This window comes from Henriciella aquimarina, assembly GCF_002088975.1.
GTDB lineage: Bacteria > Pseudomonadota > Alphaproteobacteria > Caulobacterales > Hyphomonadaceae > Henriciella > Henriciella aquimarina.
This window is the reverse complement of the sequence record NZ_NCST01000132.1, coordinates 92752-113918: the sequence shown is the minus strand read 5'-3', so window position 1 is coordinate 113918 and position 21167 is coordinate 92752. Positions and strand designations below refer to the sequence as shown.

At 62.2% G+C, this 21167-nt stretch carries 15 protein-coding genes and 1 tRNA gene; 12 read left to right on the top strand and 4 right to left on the bottom strand.

Going from position 1 to position 21167, the window contains the following annotated elements; genetic code table 11:
- The first annotated feature begins 22 nt into the window (after positions 1–22).
- From B8784_RS20955 to B8784_RS20945, 3 genes are all read left to right on the top strand, one after another.
- A complete protein-coding gene (locus B8784_RS20955) occupies positions 23–1225 on the top strand; it encodes an acyl-CoA dehydrogenase family protein (RefSeq protein WP_084400018.1) in 1203 nt (400 codons plus the stop codon).
- Positions 1226–1300: 75 nt separating this feature from the next.
- The gene (locus B8784_RS20950; RefSeq protein WP_084400017.1) at positions 1301–2005 is read left to right on the top strand and encodes a hypothetical protein; all 705 of its coding nucleotides are present in this window, start codon (positions 1301–1303) and stop codon (positions 2003–2005) included.
- Positions 2002–2967: an alpha/beta fold hydrolase gene (locus B8784_RS20945; RefSeq protein ID WP_084400016.1), complete on the top strand. Its 966-nt coding sequence runs from the start codon at positions 2002–2004 to the stop codon at positions 2965–2967. The genes B8784_RS20950 and B8784_RS20945 overlap by 4 nt, the downstream gene beginning before the upstream one ends.
- Position 2968: 1 nt before the next feature.
- On the opposite strand, the gene B8784_RS20940 is transcribed toward B8784_RS20945, so the two are convergent.
- A complete protein-coding gene (locus B8784_RS20940) occupies positions 2969–4342 on the bottom strand; it encodes a M20 metallopeptidase family protein (RefSeq protein ID WP_407646501.1) in 1374 nt (457 codons plus the stop codon).
- Between the two features lie 166 nt (positions 4343–4508).
- Between B8784_RS20940 and B8784_RS20935 the strand changes: the two genes are divergently transcribed.
- Both B8784_RS20935 and B8784_RS20930 read left to right on the top strand, forming a co-directional pair.
- Entirely contained in the window at positions 4509–5291 is a 783-nt protein-coding gene (locus B8784_RS20935; RefSeq protein WP_084400014.1) for a hypothetical protein, read from the top strand.
- Between the two features lie 83 nt (positions 5292–5374).
- Positions 5375–6190 (top strand): hypothetical protein, encoded by an 816-nt coding sequence (locus B8784_RS20930; RefSeq protein ID WP_084400013.1) that lies wholly within the window; start codon positions 5375–5377, stop codon positions 6188–6190.
- On the opposite strand, the gene metG is transcribed toward B8784_RS20930, so the two are convergent.
- Together metG and B8784_RS20920 are read right to left on the bottom strand one after the other, a co-directional pair.
- Positions 6191–7933, bottom strand: coding sequence for a methionine--tRNA ligase (gene metG / locus B8784_RS20925; RefSeq protein WP_084400012.1), 1743 nt, complete (start codon positions 7931–7933; stop codon positions 6191–6193).
- A gap of 176 nt (positions 7934–8109) precedes the next feature.
- Positions 8110–8565 carry a hypothetical protein gene (locus B8784_RS20920; protein WP_084400011.1) on the bottom strand — a complete coding sequence of 152 codons (456 nt, stop codon included), beginning with the start codon at positions 8563–8565 and terminating at the stop codon, positions 8110–8112.
- Positions 8566–8707: 142 nt separating this feature from the next.
- On the opposite strand from B8784_RS20920, the gene B8784_RS20915 reads away from it, so the two are divergent.
- Positions 8708–8783 (top strand) — tRNA-Thr (locus B8784_RS20915).
- Positions 8784–8793: 10 nt separating this feature from the next.
- Here the strand turns inward: B8784_RS20915 and ligD are convergent.
- Positions 8794–10377: a non-homologous end-joining DNA ligase gene (gene ligD, locus B8784_RS20910; RefSeq protein WP_084400010.1), complete on the bottom strand. Its 1584-nt coding sequence runs from the start codon at positions 10375–10377 to the stop codon at positions 8794–8796.
- Positions 10378–10533: 156 nt separating this feature from the next.
- Between ligD and B8784_RS20905 the strand changes: the two genes are divergently transcribed.
- The 6 genes from B8784_RS20905 (at position 10534) to gspD (ending at position 21147) form a co-directional block, all read left to right on the top strand.
- The gene (locus B8784_RS20905; RefSeq protein ID WP_084400009.1) at positions 10534–11031 is read left to right on the top strand and encodes a ferritin-like domain-containing protein; all 498 of its coding nucleotides are present in this window, start codon (positions 10534–10536) and stop codon (positions 11029–11031) included.
- 161 nt (positions 11032–11192) lie between these two features.
- The gene (locus tag B8784_RS20900; RefSeq protein ID WP_084400008.1) at positions 11193–12074 is read left to right on the top strand and encodes a glycoside hydrolase; all 882 of its coding nucleotides are present in this window, start codon (positions 11193–11195) and stop codon (positions 12072–12074) included.
- 473 nt (positions 12075–12547) lie between these two features.
- Positions 12548–15430: a hypothetical protein gene (locus tag B8784_RS20895; RefSeq protein WP_084400007.1), complete on the top strand. Its 2883-nt coding sequence runs from the start codon at positions 12548–12550 to the stop codon at positions 15428–15430.
- A 105-nt stretch (positions 15431–15535) separates the two neighbouring features.
- Positions 15536–18220, top strand: a complete 2685-nt coding sequence (locus tag B8784_RS20890) for a TonB-dependent receptor domain-containing protein (protein WP_084400006.1) — start codon at positions 15536–15538, stop codon at positions 18218–18220.
- A gap of 163 nt (positions 18221–18383) precedes the next feature.
- Positions 18384–19193 (top strand): type II secretion system protein N, encoded by an 810-nt coding sequence (locus B8784_RS20885; RefSeq protein ID WP_158085777.1) that lies wholly within the window; start codon positions 18384–18386, stop codon positions 19191–19193.
- A 7-nt stretch (positions 19194–19200) separates the two neighbouring features.
- Complete coding sequence (gene gspD, locus B8784_RS20880; protein ID WP_084400004.1) at positions 19201–21147, top strand: type II secretion system secretin GspD; 1947 nt, start codon at positions 19201–19203, stop codon at positions 21145–21147.
- The last annotated feature ends 20 nt before the right edge of the window (positions 21148–21167 follow it).

Below are 21167 nucleotides of genomic sequence, written 5' to 3'. Positions count from 1 at the left end.
CATTTGCCGCAGGAGGATACGCATGGACTTCAACGATACCCCTGAAGAAGCAGAGTTCCGCAAGGAAGCCCGCGCTTTTCTCGAAAAGCACCTCAAGCCGAAAGACACCAACGCCCCTCGGCGTGGGTCTGGCGAGGAATTCCTGAAGCGCGCCAAGGCCTGGCAGAAGACGAAGGCCGAGGGCGGCTTTGCCCAGATCACCTGGCCCAAGGAGTGGGGTGGGCGTGGCGGCACGTCCATGCAACAGGTCGTCTGGAACCAGGAAGAGGGCAAGTTCGACGCGCCGGTCGGCCCGTTCGCGATCGGGCTCGGCATGTGCGTCCCGACAGTCATCGCCTTTGGCTCGGACGAGCACAAGAAGCGCTATGTGAAGCCAGCTCTGATGGGCGAGGAGATCTGGTGCCAGCTCTTCTCCGAACCGGCTGCTGGCTCTGACGTGGCGGGCGTGAAGACCCGCGCGGTCAAGGATGGCGACGAGTGGGTCATCAATGGCCAGAAAGTCTGGACCACCGGCGCGCACTATTCCGACTATGGCATCCTGCTGACGCGGACCGATCCGAAGGCCCCGAAGCATAAGGGCCTGACCATGTTCATCGTGGACATGAAGCAGAAGGGCGTCGAAGCCAAGCCGATCCACCAGGCGTCCGGCGGGCGCGAGTTCAACGAGGTCTATTTCACCGATGTCCGCATTCCGGACTCCGACCGCCTTGGCGATGTCGGTGCCGGCTGGAAGGTTGCCTTGGTGACGCTGATGAACGAACGCCTTGCGGTCGGCGGCTCGCCGGGGCCGGACTGGAAGGAAATCATGGAGTATGCCCGCGGCACGGGCTCGCTCACCGACCAGGCCTTCCGCGAGAAACTCGCTGACTGGTATGTCGCCGCCCAGGGCTACAGCCTGACCAAGTTCCGCACCCAGACGGCGCTTTCGCGCGGCGAGACGCCCGGGCCGGAAAACTCCATCGGCAAGATCATCACCGCCAACCAGCTTCAGGACATCTGCAACTCGGCCATCGAGATGCAGGACCATTACGGCATTATGAACGATACCGACACGATGCCGGCCAACGGCCTGTTCCAGCAGAGCTTCATGTGGGCGCCCGGCCTGCGGATTGCCGGCGGGACCGACGAAATCCTGAAGAACATCATTGCCGAGCGCGTGCTGGGGCTGCCCCAGGATGTGCGTGTCGACAAGGACGTGCCGTTCGAGACCCTGAAACAGGGCTGAGACGGGTTTCCTTGAGTTGTGCCGCGGGGCTCTCTAGCCTCGCGTGCGCAGCCATTGAAAAAGGAAGCGCCTCCCATGAAAACAGCTCTCGCCTCGCTCAGCCTCGCCATAATAAGTGGGCTGGCCGCCCCGGCCTATGCCCAGGGCAGCGAAACGCCCGCGCCTGCGGCGCCACCGGCAGCCGAGCCCTCTACGCCGTCGCCCATGCAGATGGCGCTATCCGGCTTTCAGGTCGTGGTCCTCATGGACAGTGACGGACGCGCCGTTTCCCGCAAGACAGAGCAGGGCCAGAATGGTCTGATGGTGTTTCTCGAGCCGTCTGCGGCCCAGGCGGCCTTGCAGAACCAGGAGATTGCGGACGCCAGACCGGGCGCGATTCCGCTGGTCAACGTCCTGGGCGGCTGGAACGGGCCTGTGCTTTTCGAAGGCGCTGCCGATGATCGCACAAAGGCGGCATCCCTTTCTCCGGAGGTCGGTGAATTCGCTGCCCCGGCCTTTTTTGTCACCGCCAATGACAACGAAGCCCAGGTGCAGATGAACGGCGAGGCCGTAACGCCGATCTTGCTGAGCTATGACGACGCAGAGGATTTGGCCAAGCGGCTGGCAGGGCAGGGCATGCCGGAAGAGGCGGTCGAGGTGGTCCCGATCGAGGTCGCCGGCGTGCTCCAGCAACTCAGTACGCTCGAAAGCGATCGCGGCTACCGCATCTTTACCCATCCCGACACGGTCGCCTTTATCCAGTCGATCCAGAACCAGAGTGCAGAGGGCGAAGCGCCATGACACCGGATTTCCGCCATGTTGAAACCAATGGCGTTACCTTGCGCGTGGCCGTGAAGGGCGAAGGGCCGCTTGTCCTGTTCGTGCACGGCTTTCCGGAAAGCTGGTATTCCTGGCGCCATCAGCTGGACGCTGTCTCGGCGGCCGGCTTCACGGCGGCGGCGATCGATGTGCGCGGCTATGGCGGGTCCGACAGGCCGGAGGCTGTCGAGGCCTATGACATGGAGACGCTGACCAAGGATGTCGCGGGCGTTGCCCACACGCTGCAGCCCGGCGCGCCGGCTTTCCTGGTCGGGCATGACTGGGGCGCGCCGATTGCGTGGAATTCGGCGCTTCTGTTTCCCGACCAGTTCGCAGCCGTGGCAGGGCTCTCGGTGCCTTACATCCCGCCGGGCGACAAACCGGCCATCCAGGTCTTTCGCGAGTTCTTCACCGCGCGCGGCCTGTTCTTCTATCAGGTCTACTTTCAGGAGATCGGCCCGCCGGAAGCCGAACTCGAAGCCGATCCGGCGGCAAGCATTCGCCGGTTCTACTATGCCATTTCCGGCGACGCCCCCGATGGCACATGGCCGACCGACAAGAAACATGGCGATACGCTTCTGCACCGCCTGCCGGAGCCGGACATGCCGCTGCCATGGCTGAGCGAGGAGGATGTCGCCTATTACGCGTCTCAGTTCGAGCAGTCGGGCTTTCGCGGGCCGCTGAACCGCTATCGCAATCATGAGCGCGACCATGCCTTCCTGACGCGGCTGGCCGATCACAAGATCTACCAGCCGAGCCTCTTTATCGGCGGCACACGCGATCTCGTCCTCAAGATGTTTCCGGGCGACCCGGTGGACACGATGAAACCCAACCTGCCGGGCCTGCGCGGCGCGCACCTGCTGGAGGGCTGTGGCCACTGGACCCAGCAGGAGCGCCCCGATGAGGTCAACCGTCTCCTGATCGACTGGCTGACCTCGCTCTAGCTCAGCTCTTGTTGAACAGCGCCATCGCGGCCGCCGTCATGGCGTTCACACCCGTCTCGAGCGCCAGATCCGCATCCGGGGCAAAGCCCGAGGAGTGGAGCGAGGGAAGTTCGACTTCACCGGCTTCCGACTGGGCGTAGGTCTCCGGGTCGACGGCACCGAGCCAGAAGATCAGGCCGGGCACATCTTCCTGCGTGCGCCCGAATTGCGAGAAGTCCTCGCCGCCCATGACAGGGGTCACTTCGGTGACATTCTCCTCGCCGATCGCGCCCTTGATGGCGGTGACGGCCTCATTGGTCATGGCCGGATCATTGTAGGTCGAGGGCGTATAGTCGGAATCGATCCGGATCTCCGGTTCCGGTGCGCCATAGCTTTCCGCCTGGCCCTTGGCGATGCGCTTGATGCCATCGAGCAGCAGCTGGCGTGTGTTGTCGTCATAGGAACGCACGGTCAGAAGCAGTTCGGCCTCGTTCGAGATGATGTTGTGCTTGGCGCCGGCCTTGAAGGAGCCGACCGTGACAACGGCCGGTTTCTGCGGGTCGACATTGCGCGCGACCAGCGTCTGCAGTGCCATCACGATGGACGAGCCGACGACGACCGGGTCTTTCGTGGTGTGCGGGTAGGCGCCATGTCCGCCCACGCCTTTCACATGAATATCGACACTGTCGACATTGGCGAGTGCATAGCCGCTGGAATAGGCGACCGTTCCGGCTGGCGCCGAAGCGGAGACATGCAGGGCGAGGTTGTAGTCCGGCAGCGGGAAGTCGGAGTAGAGCCCGTCCTCGATCATGGCTTTGGCGCCAAGGCCCAGTTCTTCGGCGGGCTGGGCGATCATGACGAGCGTGCCGGACCAGTCATCCTTGTTCTCGATCAGCTTGCGGGCCGTGCCGACCCAGTTGGTCATGTGCACATCGTGGCCGCAGGCATGCATGACCGGGCTTTCAACGCCGGTCCAGGTCATGCCGGTGACTTTGGAGGCATAGTCGAGACCGGTCTCCTCCGGCACGGGCAGGGCGTCGGTATCGGTGCGGATGAGCACGGTCGGCCCCTCGCCATTCTCATAGACGCCGACAACGCCATAGCCGCCGACGCCATCTCGCACGGTGCCTTCATCTTCCATGGACTTGTTGCGAACCCAGTCGTCCCCGACGCCGGTCGTCACGCTGAAGCCGAGATCTTCCAGCTCGGCCGCCAGGACCGCCGAGCTTGTCTTTTCCTTGAAGGAGAGTTCCGGGTTCTGGTGCAGCCAGGTGTAAAGCTCCATAAGCTCGGTTCCCGGCGCGGGGGTGGACTCCTGTGCCTGGGCCACCGGTGCAGTTGTCATGACGGCGAGAGCCAGCAGGGGCGAAACGAGCGAACGGCGAATGATCATTATGGGGAGTCCTCCGGATTCATGTCCTGTCTGCAATGTATCAAATGTTTCGGTGACGGCCAGAGACCAATCCCGGTCGGCCTGGCTGCCGGGGTCGGGCGAGAGTGATTGTCAGGGGCCCAATGTCGTCTAAGATGATCGGGTTACGGATGCGTGCCTGGAGGAAGCCATGAGCGATACGACACCGCCGCCGCCACCCCCGGAAGGCCCGCCTCCGACACCTCCGCCATCCGACAAGGGCCCGGCTGTCAGCCATTCGGCGGCCAAGTCACCCAAGCCCAAGAAGCGGGAAGGGCTGGACCTCGATCAGCTGCAGCCGATGAAGGTCTACACCCATTCGCCGATTCTCTACTGGTGGCCGATCTGGCTCCTGGGCTTCCTGTTCTTCTTCTTCCAGTGGACGGACATTGCCGGCACCCAGACCGGGGAGCGGATGCTCGGCCTGATCTTCGTTTTTACGCTGGTCTTCGTGATCTTTTCGACGACAGTGCGGCTCAGGGGCGCGAATTCCGTGATTTTCGGCCTGATTCTGCTGATCGGTTTTATACTGCTGACCTTTGCCAATCTGTCCGGGCCGATTGCCCAGTTCCTCGGTCAGCTCGATATCCGGATGAGCAACACCTTCTACCTGTTCACGGGCCTCTGTATCTTCGTGATGTGGGCCTTGATGATCTTCGGCTTCGACAAGGTGCGCTACTGGGAAGTCGTGCCGGGACAGCTGCATGAGCGCGTCTTCTGGGGCAGTGGCGACCGGGCCGAAAGCGGGGCGAGTGCGCGCTGCCGCTACCGTTCGGATGATTTTCTGAGACACCGCATCCTGGGGCTCGTCGTCACTGGCGATATCGAGGTGACGCTTGGCGATGGCGAGGTCTGGCGCATGCACAACGTCCTCTTCGCCAAGCGCCGGACACGGCGGATGAACGAACTCATCGTCACCCGGCCGGTCGACTAGCTTTCTTCGGGGCGGGTTCTGACCCGGATTGCCGCGGGACTGCGCCTGTCAGAGTGGATCAGCTTTATCTCAAGGGGACCAGGATGAGACATTTCCACCATCGACTTGCTGCGGCCGTGCTTGCGCCATGGCTCCTGATCGGGCTTGCCGCCTGCAATCCGTCGGAGCCGACGGACCCGCCCGCGCCGGAGGTGCCGGAGGAGACGGCATCGCCCGCCTCCTCTGAGACGGTTGAGGTGAGCGAGGCCTCGCGCAAGGAAGCCGCCGAGACGATGCGCAACCTTGCCGATGGCGGCAATGAGACGATGCGGATGGTGGTCTCCCTGAAGGCGCACCGGCCGGATATCTATGACGAGTTCATCGAGGCGCTCGGCCTGCTCATCGAGACGGGCAATTTCGAGCAGGAGGCCGCCTATGAGGCCGGCGCCGCGATCCGTCCAAAGCTGCTTGCCGCTTTTGGCGAGGCCATGATGACGGCCAGCGATAGCAACCTCGAAGCGCTGGTGGCGCACACAACCGACACTTACCAGGAACTCGTCCGCAAGGCGCCGCAGGAATGTGTTCGCAACATAAACGGCCTGCCGCCATCCGATGCGGACGTCATTTCAGACTCCATGCAGAGGCGCGAGACCGACATCATGATCGCCATCTTCGAGGAAGGCCCGGTCGGGGATATCAAAACCGCCAGCCGCGAGGACCTGATGGACTGGATGCTGACAAGGCTGCAGGCTAATCCCGACCATATGGAGGCGTTCGGCCTTCCGGCCGGCCAGGGCCTGAGCGACACGGATGCGACCCGCTACTGCGCAGCCACCATCTTTGTCATGGAGGAGCTTCTCAAGGAGGAGCAGCCGCGCACGGCAGCCCTGTTCAGGGCGATGAGCGCCCTGGAAGGCTGATCAGCCCTCGCCGCCGAAACGCTCTGTCCACTCGGCCACCTGGTCGTCCTCGATCTTGCGGAAGAGGACGTCCGGTGGCGTGATGGCGAGCCCGTGCGGCAGCGCGTCCAGCAGGGCCGGCACGTCCTTCAGGCTCTCCGGCGTCAGCGTGCGGTTCTCGTCGGGAATGCCCAGCGCATCGAGGATCATGCCGGCGGCTTCCGGAATGACCGGCTGGGCAATGATGCCAAACAGGGCGGCCAGGTTCAGGCCGGTGCGCACGCCGACTGCGGCGGCATCGACATCGGTTTTGTATTTCACCCACGGCTCGGCCTTGGTGAGGTATTCGTTGCCGGCGGCCCATATGGCCCGCGTTTCAGCCGCCGCCTTGCGGAACTCCATATTCTCATAGTGTTCGACGAGCTGCGGCAGGCGGGTCTGAAGCTCTTCGGTGATCCAGGCTTCGGCCTCACCGGCGTTTCCGGTGGCGGGCAGCTGGCCATCGAATTTCGACGCGCAGTATTTGGTGATGCGGTTGACGAAATTACCGAGCACATTGGCCAGGTCCGAATTGATGGAGGCCTGGAAGCCTTCCCAGGTGAAGGCTGCGTCAGAGCCTTCCGGCGCGTTCGCGATCAGGTACCAGCGCCAATAGTCCGCCGGCAGCAGGTCCAGCGCCTGGTCCATGAAGACGCCGCGCTTGTTGGAGGTGGAAAACTTGCCGCCATACCAGGTTACCCAGTTGAAGGCTTTCAGCCGGTCGACCAGCTTCCAGGGCTCTTCCGAGCCGAGGATTGTCACGGGGAAGGAGACGGTGTGGAAGGCAACATTGTCCTTGCCCATGAACTGGACGTATTCGACATCGTCGGCGCCCTCGTCTGTGCGCCACCAGCTGCGCCAGAGATCCGGCTCGCCCTTCGCTTTGGCCCACTCCTCGGTCGCGCCAATATACTCGACCGGCGCATCGAACCAGACATAGAAGACCTTGTTTTCAAAGCCTTCCCGGATCGAGCCATCGGCATTCGTTACCGGCACGCCCCATGAGAGGTCGCGCGTGATGGCCCGGTCGCGCAGGCCCTCATCCAGCCATTTCAGCGCGATCGAGCGGGCCAGCGGCGGCCAGTCGGTCGATTTCTCGACCCAGGCGCGGATCGTGTCCTGCATCTTCGACTGCAGCAGGAAGAGGTGAAGGGTTTCTCGGATCTCGACATTCTTCGAGCCGGAGACGGCCGAATAGGGATCGATCAGGTCCACCGGGTCGAGCAGGCGCCCGCAATTGTCGCACTGGTCGCCGCGCGCCTTCTCGAAATCGCAATGCGGACAGGTGCCCTCGACATAGCGGTCAGGCAGGAAGCGGCCATCGTCGACGGAATAGACCTGGCGCATATTGCGCTCTTCGATCAGGCCATGCTCTTCGAGGACGTGCGCGAAATGCTGGGTTAGCCGGGCGTTCTCTTCGCCGGACGAGCGGCCGAAATAATCATAGGACAGCTCGAAGCCGTCGCCGGCATCCTTCTGGATCCTGAATTGCTCATTGCAATAGTCGCGAACCGAAACCCCGGCGGCCTGGGCGGCGAGTTCGGCTGGCGTGCCATGCTCGTCGGTGGCGCAGATATAGAGGACATCGTGTCCGCGCAGGCGCTGGAAGCGGGCAAACACGTCGGCCGGCAGCATGGAGCCCGCCAGATTGCCGAGATGCTTGACCCCATTGATATAGGGCAGGGCGGAGGTCACGAGGATGCGGCGTTTGCCAGTGTCGGTCATGATAGCGTCCGTTTTTCAGCGCTTGCGGCTTTCCCGCCACGCGTTTTCGGCGCCACTCATAACGCGGCAAACCAAAAATGAAACGGGGCAAACGGAGGAAACACTGCCGCTGGCCGCAATGAAAAAGCCCGGCGTCTTGGAGACACCGGGCCTTGTCGGGAAGAATGTTCTCGCGATTAGCCGACCATGGCCGGTTCGGCCTCGAGCACCACATCGACATTGCGTGTCATTACGCTGTCGGAGGCTTCAGCCGAAACATCGCTCTTGGTGGCCGTTTCGGGCGAGCGGATGCCGTGGGCCTGTAGCTCTTTCATGACCGTCACACGGCGGGCTTCGGCAAGCGACAGTTTCTCGGACTTGGTCTTGGCATCCGAGGCCTTGGCCGTCGCATCCAGCTTCACGACGGCGCAGCCGGACAATTGCTCGCGCGCTTCACGGATGACATCGCGGGAAAAGGTGGTCAGCTCGGCCGTGCCCGGCTCGAAATAGACTTTCAGGTCCAGCGTTTCGCAGCCTGTCTGCGGCGGGGCATAATAGGGTTCGCTCGGCGGCGGGGTGCGCGCCTCGTCTGCCAGAGCCGGCGCGGAAGCGAAAGCGAGAGCAGCCGTGGTCGCGAGAATAATCCGTTTCATGTCAGTGCTCCTTCTTGCAACACTGAATGAACAACGCAGCAGCGGCAAAAAGGTGCCGTAAACCAGTTCAATTGTGGCTGACACATGATCTTACAAAGGAATCTTGCCCTCACACCGCCGTCAGCTTAAAGGGCAGGAGTCGGCCGGCTTAGCTCAGCTGGTAGAGCACCTGATTTGTAATCAGGGGGTCGGGGGTTCGAGTCCCTCAGCCGGCACCACTTTCCGTTGTCAGTCCTGCGCCCTGAAGCGCTCAAGCAAGTCGCTCGTGATCGACTGCCGGGTGTCGTCATACCCTTCCCACGGGGGCGATTTGAGGCTGGAGAGGCGCTGGCGGATGTTCGACAGCGTATATTGCGCCGCGCTGTCGATGCCTGAAAGTTCGTCCCAGCGCACAGGCGTTGCGACCGGCGCGCCCGGGCGCGCCCTCAGGGAGTAAGGGCATATCGCTGTCGAGCCACGCTCATTGCGCAGCCAGTCGATGAAGATCCGGCCCTTGCGCTTTGCCTTGGAGGCTTCGGCCACATAAGTCTCGGGATCGGCATCGGCGAGGCTTCTGGCGAGCCCGCGTGCGGCCTGCTTGACCTCGTCCCAGTCGCGCCGGCGCTCGAGCGGTGCGACCACATGGATACCCTTGCCGCCTGTAAGCAGGGCGAAGGATTTCAGGCCCGCTTTCTCCAATACATCGCGGATCTCGACAGCCGCCTCCTTCACCTTGGAGAAGGCCATGCCCTCATCCGGATCGAGGTCGATGACGAGCCGGTCGGGGCGTTCCAGCTTGTCGGTGCGCGCGCCCCAGATATGCAGTTCGAGCGCGCCGATCTGCGCGGCAGAGACAAGCGCTTCTGGGGAGTTCAGAAGGAGATAGCTTGCCGTCTCGCCATCCTTCTCCTTTATCTGAGTTTCGCCGATCGCCTCGGGGATGGAGTCGGTGTGATGCTTCTGGAAGAAACATTTCCCGCCTGCGCCAGAGGGGCAGCGCACCAGGCTCACTGGCCGGTCCTTGATATGGGGCAGCATGCGCGGCGCCAGTTCGGCATAATAGGCCGCGATCTCGCGCTTGGTTGCGCCCTGTTCGTCGTAGACGACGCGGTCGGGATGGGTGATGCGCACACCGAGGATGGCGGCTTCGTCTGCTGCCTCTGAGGTATGCTTGTGTGATGGCTTGTCTTTCACGGCCTTCGCCTTGCTGGCCCCTGTCTGGCGGGCAGTATCGCCCGCGTCTGCCGCCTCGGCAATTTCCTCGAAATCCCTGCCGGAAACGACGCTGGCCTGCCAGGCCGTGCGGGGATCTCTCTCCTCGTCGGCATGCTCATCGCGTTCCTTGACGAGTAGCCAGTTCTCCTTGCTGTCATCTGTCTTCATGCGAATGAGCGCCCAGCCGCCTTTCAGGCGCTCGCCCTTCAGCTCGAATTTCAGCACGCCTTCTTCCAGACCCTTATGCGGATCGCCGTGGGGCACCCATCCGCCGCGGTCCCACAGCATGACGGTCCCGGCGCCATAGCCTTCGGGGATCACGCCTTCAAAGCCGCCATAGTCCAGCGGGTGGTCTTCGGTGCGCACGGCCAGGCGCTTGTCGGAGGGGTTCAGACTTGGGCCCTTGGTGATTGCCCAGCTTTTCAGGACGCCGTCGAGCTCAAGCCGCAGGTCATAATGAAGCCGCGTGGCGTCATGTTTCTGGATGGCATAGGCGAGCGTCTCCTTGCCGGAAGAGGTCTTCGCCTTCTTGCTGGCCTTCCCATCCGGCTCGGGGCTGGTCGAAAAGTCCCGCTTCTGCCGGTATGTGTCGAGCGTATCCTTGTTGCGCCTGGGCATGGGTCCGGATCCTGTCCTCCCGTCACAGTGCAATTGTCAAACATGCGGGAGGGTTCCTTGATGTGTCTCAAAACAGAGGCCGCGACGCGATGGATCCGGGAACAGAACCGCGGGGCCAGGCATTGATCTGGCAGATCATTAAGCAAGGAGGCCAGAATGGCTTTGTCGTCATTGAAAGACGTTTATATCGACCAGTTGCAGGACATCTACAGCGCCAATCGTCAGGCCCTTGATGCCACGCGCAAGCTTCAGGATGTCGCCAAATCGAGCGAACTCAAAGAGGCGCTCGGCAGCGGCGTGAAAGGCATCGAGCAGGGCATTGAGGTTGTCGGCAATATCGTCAAATCCCACGATGCCAAGCCGACCGCAGAATTCTGCAAGGGTATGGAAGGCCTCGTGAAGGAAGTGAAGGCCCACGTTCTCGATGCAGATTTCGGTGACGATGATGTCCGCGACGCCATGATCATCACCCAGTACCAGCGCATGGCGCACTATGGTATGGCCGGTTATGGCTGTGTGGTGGCGTTTGCCGAACGTCTCGGGCTTGATAGCGATGCAGACAAGTTGCGCGAGTGCAAGGAAGAGACCGAGGGCGGCGACGCCCACATGACCGGCATCGCGCTCGGCTCGGTCAACAAGGCCGCCCAGCACTAGAACGCATCTTCTATCGAATGAGTCGTCCGGTGGCCGGGTTTCCCCGCAGCCGCCGGACGGTTTTTGTGCGGACGAACAACACCCACTGCAGTGGGTGTTAGAAAACCGTCATCACAGACCTGTAAGACCCCGCCGATTGTCGTGGTTCTGGGAGGTTTGTGATGAAACTTGGAGCGCTGGCCCTTTCGGTATGTGTTCTTTCGGCTTGCTCGCAGGCGGTTGCGCCGCCCGATGAGCCGACACCCGTCCTGCCTGACGCCGAGGCCCCGACAGCCTTCACGCGGGCTTATGGCCTGACAGAGTCGCCCGATGGGGCGGTGCGCGTCTTCGCCAAGGAAGACGGCGATATCACGAACCTGTTCGAAATGCGCAAGCAAGGCGATGGTGGCTGGAGCGCGCCGGAAAAGCTCGATTTCCCGCACCGCATCAAGCTTACCAATCCATCCTTCAGCTTTGCGGATGGCATGCTCTATTATGCCTCCGATGAGGAGGTGTTCGACCGCGGTCAGAGAGACGCCAATATCTGGCGTGTGGCCGTCGATGGCGATGGCTGGGGCACGCCCGAACCTCTGCCGGAAGCGATCAATACCGGCGCCGATGAGCTTAACCCGGCCATGGACAAGGAGGGCCGTCTCTATTTCACCTCCAATGGCTATGACAGTGTCGGCGGGCATGACATTTTTGAAGCCACCCTGGATGAAGAGACGGGTGAGTGGACCATCTCCATGATGCCCGAGGGCTTCAATCATATCAGGGCCGAGGCCCATATTGCCGTAACGCCGGACGGTCAGCGGATCTTCTTCTATAGCCACCGCAAGCCGAAGCTCGGCATCGTCGATATCTGGACGGCGACGCGCGATGAAGCCGGCATATGGCAAATGCCGCAGAACCTCGGCGCGCCCGTCAATACGCCCGGCATCGACTTTGGCGCCGGTGTCAGCGCGGACGGCTCGACGTTCTTTTTCTCGAGAGAAGGCGAGCTGATGATGATTTCCATGAAGGCTGCCCTGAAGGGCGTCGGCACTGTGGAGGCAGGCAGCTAGCCCGCTTTAGGAGCCTGCGCAGGCTGAACGTCTTCCGTATCAAGCCGCCTGTGCCGGGATTTGCCCCCGCGGGCGGCTTTCTTCGTTTAATGATAGTGATTTATCCAAGATTCTTTTCAATCTGGATGAAGTGTGGCTTTCCTGCCGCGTCCATGCCTGAGGTGGCTGTTTTTACCGGATAATTTTGGCGCACCCTCCTTGGGGCACGCCCTCGCTCCGCTAACGGAGAATAGGGCAACTTCGGCATATGATTACTATCAAATGATTACGATGAATTCTGTATAGTGTCATGTAAACTTCGGTCGATCCATCACGACACTTCGAAAACAAATATTACATATTTATGACAAGCATTGTGAAGGTTTTGTGATGTCGCAATACTGTTAAGCGGCTGTGCGATAGCCCCGGCGAGCCAGGGAGTCGGCGTTCGATTTCCGCTCTTGCGATGTATCAAAAAGCCGAAGGGGGCTATTATGAAGACGGCGAAAAGCCTGCGTCTCGTTTTCCTCGCCAGCGCTGCAGCACTTGCAATCGTTGGCTGTTCCGACACAGACATTTCCTCCCCGGGCGCAGGAAGCCCGCCGAGTTCACCGCCACCGCCGCCGCCACCGCCGCCACCGCCGGCTTCCTCGACGATCGACCTGATTCCGTCGGCCGGCTGCCCGACCGGCACCGCCGAGGCCACGTTCGACGCGATTGCGTCCGAAGGCTTTTCGAGCGTCGACGTGTGTGCGCTGGGGGATGAAGGCGCCGATCAGACGATCCTGACCACCGATGTGACAATTCCGGCCGGTGTAACCGTCGCCATCCGCGGCGCAGTGTTCGTTGGTGAAGATGACGGCACGTCGGCAACGCTGACCCTGAACGAAGGCGCGGTCCTGTACGGGGCGGCAGCCGACGGCACCGGCGACGGCTCTGACGACTATCTCGTCATCAATCGCGGTTCGCAGATCCAGGTGAACGGCAGCGAAAGCGCCCCGGTCCGGATGACCGCGCGCGCAGCCATCAACGATGACAACACCAACTCCTCGATCATCGAGAACGGCACGCAGGCCCAGTGGGGCGGCCTGATCATCAATGGTTACGCCCCGATCAATGCCTGTATCGACGGTAGCGCCACGGGCGGTACGGCCGACTGTGAAAAGCAGGGTGAAGGCGCCTCCGGTCTCTTCGGTGGCGGCGATGCCGGCGACAACTCAGGCTCGATCAGCTATTTGAGTGTTGAATATGCTGGCGCCCGTCTGACCACGGATGACGAGCTGAACGGCATCGCCTTCCAGGGTGTCGGCTCGGCCACCAATGTCGATCACGTCCAGGTTCACAACAACCTTGATGATGGCATCGAGTGGTTCGGCGGCACGGTCAGCGCGAAATACGTCGTGATCACCGGTGCTGGCGACGACTCGCTCGACTGGACGGATGGCTGGCAGGGCAGCCTGCAATTCGCTGTTGTGAATTCCGATGTCCCGACTTCGGGCGATCCGCGTGGCATCGAGGCCGACAGCCGCGAAGGCAACCCGACGGCCATGCCGGTTTCCTCGCCGAACGTGTCCAACTTCACGCTCATCGGCTCCGACGGCAACCAGCAGGGCATCCTGCTTCGCCGGGGCATGCAGGGCCTCGTCGTCAACGGTATCGTGGCCGGTGGCTATACGCCGGGTCTCGATATCGACGGTGACGAAACCTATGCCGGGCTCGGCACGGACCTGACGGTGGCTTCGCTTTTCATCGATGCCGATCAGACCTTCGCCGACGATCAGGACGATATCGACAACAACCTGTCCAGCGTCGCTGCCAGCAACGACATCGTCGCGGGCAACAACTCGCTGAGCGACCGTTACTTCCCGGGGCAGGAAGAGCTTGATGTCCCGGTCTTTGACGTTTCGGGCGCCGGTGAGCTCGAAGCAACGACCTATATCGGCGCGTTCGGCCCGTCTGAAACCGTCTCCGCGAACTGGGCGCTCTTTGCCCAGCCGGGCACGCTCTTCCCGCCGGCGGGGTGCCCGGACGGTACGACCGAGGACGGCACGCTTGACGGCAAGACGCTCTGCCTGGTTCCGGGCGGCGAGCTTCAGGACGATCTCACGCTCGCGAATGGCGACGAGCTGATCTACGAGCTTGATGGCACGGTTGTCGTCGGGTCCGACCTCGGCGCCGATCCGGCGAACCCGCTGGCCGGCGGGGCCTCTGCGACCCTGACCATCGAGCCGGGTGTGACCGTTGTTGCCGAAGGCGACGACGATTACCTCATCGTGGCCCGCGGGTCGCGTCTTGTGACCAACGGGACGGCCAATGCGCCCGTCGTCTTCACCTCCAAGGGTGTCGTCGACGGCAGCACCACGGCAACCGACAGCCTGAAGGGCCAATGGGGCGGTCTGGTCATCAATGGCCGCGCCGGCATCAATGCCTGTATCGATGGCAGTGCCACGGGCGGCACGGTTGACTGCGAGAAGCAGGGTGAGGGCGCTTCCGGCCTCTTTGGCGGGGGTGACGACACCGATAATAGCGGCCGTCTGCTCTATACGCGCGTCCAGTATGCCGGCATCCGGCTCACCAATGATGACGAGCTAAACGGCATCGCCTTCCAGGGCGTCGGCTCCGGCACGGAAGTCAGCCACATCCAGGTCGCCAACAATCTCGATGACGGCATCGAATGGTTCGGCGGCACGGTTTCGGCCGATCACGTGGTCGTGACGGGCGTCGGTGACGACAGCATCGACTGGACCGATGGCTGGAGAGGCTCGCTGCAATATGCGATCGCCTATCCGGGCGTTCAGGGCACGAATGGCAGCATGTCGGGCGATCCGCGCGGCATCGAAGCTGACAACCGCGAAGGCGCACCGTCGAAGACGCCTGTGTCCGCGCCGAGCGTCTCGAACTTCACCCTGATCAATTCGGGTGAGCCGGCAACCCAGCAGGGCGCCCTGTTCCGCCGCGGCATGTCCGGCACGATTGCCAACGGCATCATCGTTGACTGGTCGGTTGGCCTCGATGTCGACACCGATGAGACCTTCACGAACTATGACAATGGCGATTTCGTTATCGCCTCGCTGTTCCTGGATAATACCCAGAACTTCGAGGACGACGGCGACAATCCGAGCGATGCGAGCCTTGGTGTGCCGGACTTCCCGGCAGGTGCCAACATTGTCACCGGCACGAACAGCCTGACCGGCTTCTCCTTCGTCGATGGTGCGACCGGGGTCGTCCCGGGGGCATCCGAAGACATTCCGGTCTTCGACGTCTCCAGCACGGGCGAGCTCGAAGCGACCACCTATGTCGGCGCTGTCGAGGACGCCAACGATGACTGGTTCCTTGGCTGGACGGTCGATCTCTCCGGAGACGCCACGAGCAACTAAGGACCGCTGACAGTTCAGAGCAGAGCGGTCCCGAACGGGGTCGCTCTGCTTCATCTTTTACAGACATTGCAGAGGAGGTGACTCCTCTCCTCCCAGGGGGAAATCATGTTGAAACCTGCCACCTATTTTCGCTTGGCGTTGCTGACGGGCGCATCGCTGGCCTGCCTTTCGCCCGTAACCGCCCAGGAATCTTCTGACGATCAGGGCGAAGAGCTTCGCCAGGAAAGCGTGGTCGTGCGCGGCCAGTTCATTCCGGACGAAAAGCGTTCGACATCGGAGGTCTCGAGCCTCATCGACGCTAATGACTTCCAGATCTCCGGGGATGCGGACGCCGCTTCCGCGCTTTCGCGGGTGGCCGGGATCTCGACCTCGGAAGATGCCCGCTTCGTATATGTTCGCGGCCTGAACGAGCGCTATTCCGGCGCGACGCTGAACGGCTCCCCGCTGCCGAGCCCCGAGCCGCTCCGCCGGGTCGCGCCGCTCGATCTTTTCCCGACATCTGTTCTGGAAAGCATTCTGGTCCAGAAAACCTTCTCGCCGGAACTGCCGGCGGAATTCGGTGGCGGTCTTGTCGATATCCGCACCAAGACGGTGCCGGACGAAGCCTTCTTCGAAGTGTCGGCCTCTGTCGGTGGCAATTCCGAAGCGACTTTCCAGGACGGCCTGCTTTATGATGGTGGCGACCTCGATTTTCTCGGCGTTTCCGACAATGTGCGCACCCCGCCGCGCCTGCCGGAGGATGGCGAGCCCGATGCCGATTTCGCCCGAAGCCTGACGAACGACTCCTCCCTGCTGATCATGCAGGAAGGCACGGTCGGGCCCGACTTCTCCATCGATGCGACCGGTGGCCAGCGCTATGACCTGAGCAATGACATCTCCATGGGTGTGCTGGCCTCTGCGTCCTATTCCAATTCCTGGGCGACGAAACAGGGTACGCGCGGGCTGGCGAACTCTGCCGCCGATGGCGGGCTTTCGGTGCGGACCGACAATGATTTCAATTCCACGGAGAACAATATCGGCGTCAACGGCTTCGCGACCGTCGGCTTCGACCTGTTCTCCAATCACGAGATCCGCGGCACCGCGCTGATCACGCGGTCCACCGACAAGGAGGCGCGCACCACGCAGGGTGTCAGCATCGAAGGCAACCTGCAGCGCCAGGACAATCTCGAATGGATCGAGCGCCAGCTCTGGACGACGCAACTTTCCGGCGAGCACTTCTTCCCGTCACTGATGGATCTGAGCGTTTCCTGGCGGGCCTCCTATTCGGAGGCGCAGCGCAATGCGCCGTATCAGTTCTCGATCACCTATCAGGATACGGGCGAAGGCTTCCAGACCCTGTCGAACGATGAAGACACGACCTTCACCTTCAGCACCATCGACGATGACTCGACCGACCTCGGGATTGATCTCGAACTGCCTCTGGAGCGTGGCGGAGACTGCTTCCTGTTCTGCCAGACGGACCTGAAAGCCGGTTATGCCTATACCGAGAATGACCGCCTCGCGACCTCGCGCATCTTCTCGCTCGACGGCCTTCCGATTTCCAGCACACGGATCGACTATCTCGCCGCCGATCTCTATGCGCGTGGGCTGCTGGATTCCCAGTCCATCGGCGGGCGGCTCTTCCCTGAGCAGTATGTCGCCACGCTGGAAGTCGATGCCGGCTATGCCGGGTTCGACACCCAGATCACGCCGTTCCTGCGCGGCGCTGTCGGTGTCCGTTATGAGCGGGCAATCGAGGCAATCGATACGCGGCTTCTGTCGGTCGAAGACAATTCTCCGCCTTACGAGTCCTGTATCGACAATGAGCCGGGCGAGGGCTGCGATTACGAGTACGACCTGCTTCCGGCCGTTACGATCACCTGGAACCCGTTTGACGATCTCCAGATCCGGGGTGGTTTCTCCGAGACCATCACGCGGCCGCAATTCCGCGAACTGGCCCCGACCGAGTTCCTCAACACCGAAACGGACGTGACCTTCCAGGGTAACCCGTTCCTGGTGAATGCGGCCATCAAAAACTATGACCTGCGCGGCGAATACTATTTCGCCCGCGACCAGTTCATCACGCTTGGCATCTTCTACAAGGAGATGGACCGCCCGATCGAGGAAGTGAACGACCGGATCGGTGATGATGACATCACCACCTTCATCAATGTTCCGAGTGCTGAGCTTTACGGGGCCGAGCTCGAATATGAGCAGGTCCTGCCGATCTATTCGATGTTCGGGCTCGACTGGTTCCAGGACCGCGACGTCACGGTGAAGGCGAACTACACCTGGTCCGATTCCGAGGTTACGGCCGGCCGGAACCCGAGAGACCTTGGGCTCGGCTCGGATGCTTTCTGTGCCCAGTTCCCGGACGAATGTGTGATCACGAGTGCGCTCGTGGGCACGACGGCGACGCCGAACCTGCTGCCGGGCGCCGGCCAGATCGAGGATGGCCGCCGCCTGCAGGGCCAGTCTCAGCATCTGTTCAACCTTCAGCTCGTCTATACCGATGAAGCAGCCGGGCGGGAGGCGAACATCCTCATCAATCACGCCAGCGAGCGGATCAGGTCCGGCGAAGAATTGTCGCTCGGCATCCCCGCCGTGATCGAGGAGCCGCCGACGACCGTCGACTTCGTTCTGAACCAGCGCTTTGGCTATCGCGGTGGCGATTACGAATTCACCTTCAAGCTGAAGAACCTGCTGGGTGACGAATACGAGGCTTATCAGGAACGCGGCGGCGACCGGATCGATGTCGATGTCTACGACATCGGAACGGCTGTTTCGTTCGAGTTGAAGCGGCGCTTCTAGGAGGCAGGCGAGCCGCACTTGCTGAAAAGGGCCGCCATGGCCCGGAAGGAAAAAAGGATGGGGGCGGAGCAATCCGCCCCCTCAAAACGATAAAAAAATGACGCTGTTGAAAAGTAGACTTTCGATGCCAGTGTGGGCGCCCGGCCTTGCCGGAGTGGCGCGGGTGAGCCTGCTTGTCTTGCTCGTTCTGGTGACGGCCTTCCTGGCGGCGCGCATCATATGGCTTATCGTGGCGCCGGGCCCGGCTGTGTCGCCGCTGACGCCGCGCGCGCTGCCGACGCCCGTGATCGAGGCGTCTGCGGCCAGTGTTCAGGCGGATCTCAGCCTTCTGACTTCGGCCAATCCGTTCGAAACCTCGGGCGAGGCGGTCGATGCCGTGCCGGATGCCCCGGAGACCCAGCTGAACCTGAAACTCGTCGCTCTCTTCATGTCGACGGGCGAAACGGGTGGCTCGGCCACCATCGTGACGCCGGACAATGAAGCGACGCGCTTCGAGCTGGGAGACGAGATCCTGCCGGGCGTGCGGTTAGAACGCATCCTGTCGGACCGGGTGATCATTTCGCGGGAGGGGCGCGAGGAAACCCTGATGCGCGGCGGGCGCGAGGCCGGCCTGTCCGTCATTAGCGACCCCTCCGAGGCGCAGGGCGAGACCCGTGAGGTCAAGGATGAAGAGGTCCCGTCCTTTGCGCCGGGTGTGACCGCGACGACCTTCGTGGCCGGGCTCGAAACCACACCAGAAGAACAGGGCGGGCGCGTGCGCGCGATCGCCCTTAAGCCGCGCGGCGATGCCTCGCTGATGCGCGCGGGCGGTCTGGAGCCGGGCGACCGGCTCGTTGCCATCAATGGGACAGACGTGGCTGGTCTGGAGACAGCCGCCTTGCTGGACCGGTTCAGGACGGCGCGCACGGTGCGTGTGAGCATCGTCCGCGCCGGGCAGGAACGTCTGATCGATATAAGTTTCAAGGAAGGGTGAGGGGCTCATGAAAACACTGCTCACAGCAATCGCGACGATCGCACTGGCCGCACCGGCGGTTCATGCCGAGATGCAGTCGCCGCAGGCGTCACGTCACGTGCTGAGCCTGGACGATGTCGAGATCACGGCGCTGATCGATGACGTGTCCATCATCACCGGCTACACCTTCATCCTGCATCCGGATGTCGCGCGGACCCGTGTGACGGTGCTCTCGCAGGCGCCGATGACGACCGATGAGGTTTTCCAGGTCTTCCTGTCGACACTGCGGGTAAATGGCTTTACTGCGATCCCGGCGGGCAAGGGCGTCTACCGCATCGTGCCGGAACAGCTGGCCGTAGGGGAGGCGACGGGCGGTGCCGGTCCGAACGCCTTCATCACACAGGTCTTCCAGTTCGACACGTTCGATGCCGCCGATGCCGCGCAAATGATCAAGCCGATCGTCGATGCCCAGGGACAGGTCGTGGCCAATGCGCGCTCCAATTCCGTCGTGGTGGTCGACTATGCCTCGAACATGCCGCGTATCCGCGACATTGTCTCCGAGCTCGACAAGGATGACCGCACCAGCGTGGAGACGCTGGCGCTGAAAAGCGTGCCCTCGAAGGAAATGGCCGACATTCTGAGAGGCCTGCTTGGCACGCGGAACGGCGAGCCGGTACCGAATTTCGAGGTGTCCTCGTCGCCGACCAGCAACTCCATCGTTGTGCGCGGTGACGGCACGATCGTCGAACGGGCTCTGCAGGTCGCCTCGAAGCTCGATCAGGCCGAGCCGACGCGGGACAATCTGCGTGTGATCCAGCTCAACAATTCCAAGGCCGAAGAGATCGTTCCGGTTCTGGAGAAGATCGCCGCCACCATGGCCGAACAACGCGGGCCCGCCGAAAACGGGGCCGTGCAGGCCACGATTGCCCACCATCCGGAAACCAATTCGCTGATCATCAGCGCGGCTCCGGACACGCTGCTCGCCATGGAGCGGGTGGTCGACGCGCTCGACCGGCGCCGCGCGCAGGTGCTCGTCGAGGCGATTATCGTGGAGATGTCGGATGACACCGCCCGCGAGCTTGGCGTCCAGTTCCTTCTCTCGGGCACGGGAGATTCCTCGACGCCTTTTGCCAGCACCAGTTTCTCGCGCTCGGCGCCGAATCTGCTCGCCCTGGCCGGCGCAATCCTGAACCCGGATGTCTTCAGCGATGGCGATTCCGACAATGGCAGCAACAATCCCTTCAAGAATGCGGCGGTGAGCTCTTTGCTCGGCTCCAACGGAACGCTGCTTGGGATTGCGGGTCAGGACGGCGACACGCTGTTCGGCGCCATCCTGAATGCGGTGGAGGAGGACACCAATTCGCGCGTGCTCTCCAAGCCGTTCAACATGACGCTTGATAATGGCACCTCCTCGCTGCTCGTCGGCCAGAACGTCCCGCTGACGTCGGGCGAGGTTCTGGGCGATGCCAACAGCAACCCCTTCCGGACTGTCCAGCGCGAGGATGTCGGTGTGAAGCTGGAAGTCACCCCACGCATTTCCTCCGACAACACGGTCCGGCTCGACATCTTCCAGGAAGTCTCCAGCGTGTTTGGCCAGGTGGGCAGTGTCTCGCCCGACCTTATCCTCAATACGCGCAACATCTCGACCAGCGTGCTGGCCGACGATGGCGAGATCATCGTGCTGGGTGGCCTGATCGAGCAGACGGAATCGACGGTGAATTCCAAGGTGCCGCTGCTGGGCGATATTCCGGTGGCCGGCAACCTGTTCCGCTCGGAAGGCAAGGGCCATACGCGAACCAATCTCATGGTCTTCATCAAGCCGACCATTGTGCGTGACCGCGAAAGCGCCTCTCGCGTGACGGCCCGCAGCTACAATTACATCCGCGCGCAGGAATTGCTGCGCGGCGACGATGTGGACGTCTCCCTGGGCCAGTTCCTTGGCGAAGTGCTGAGCAGCACGCCAGGGGGGCAATAGGCATGCGTGTTCTCGGTGTC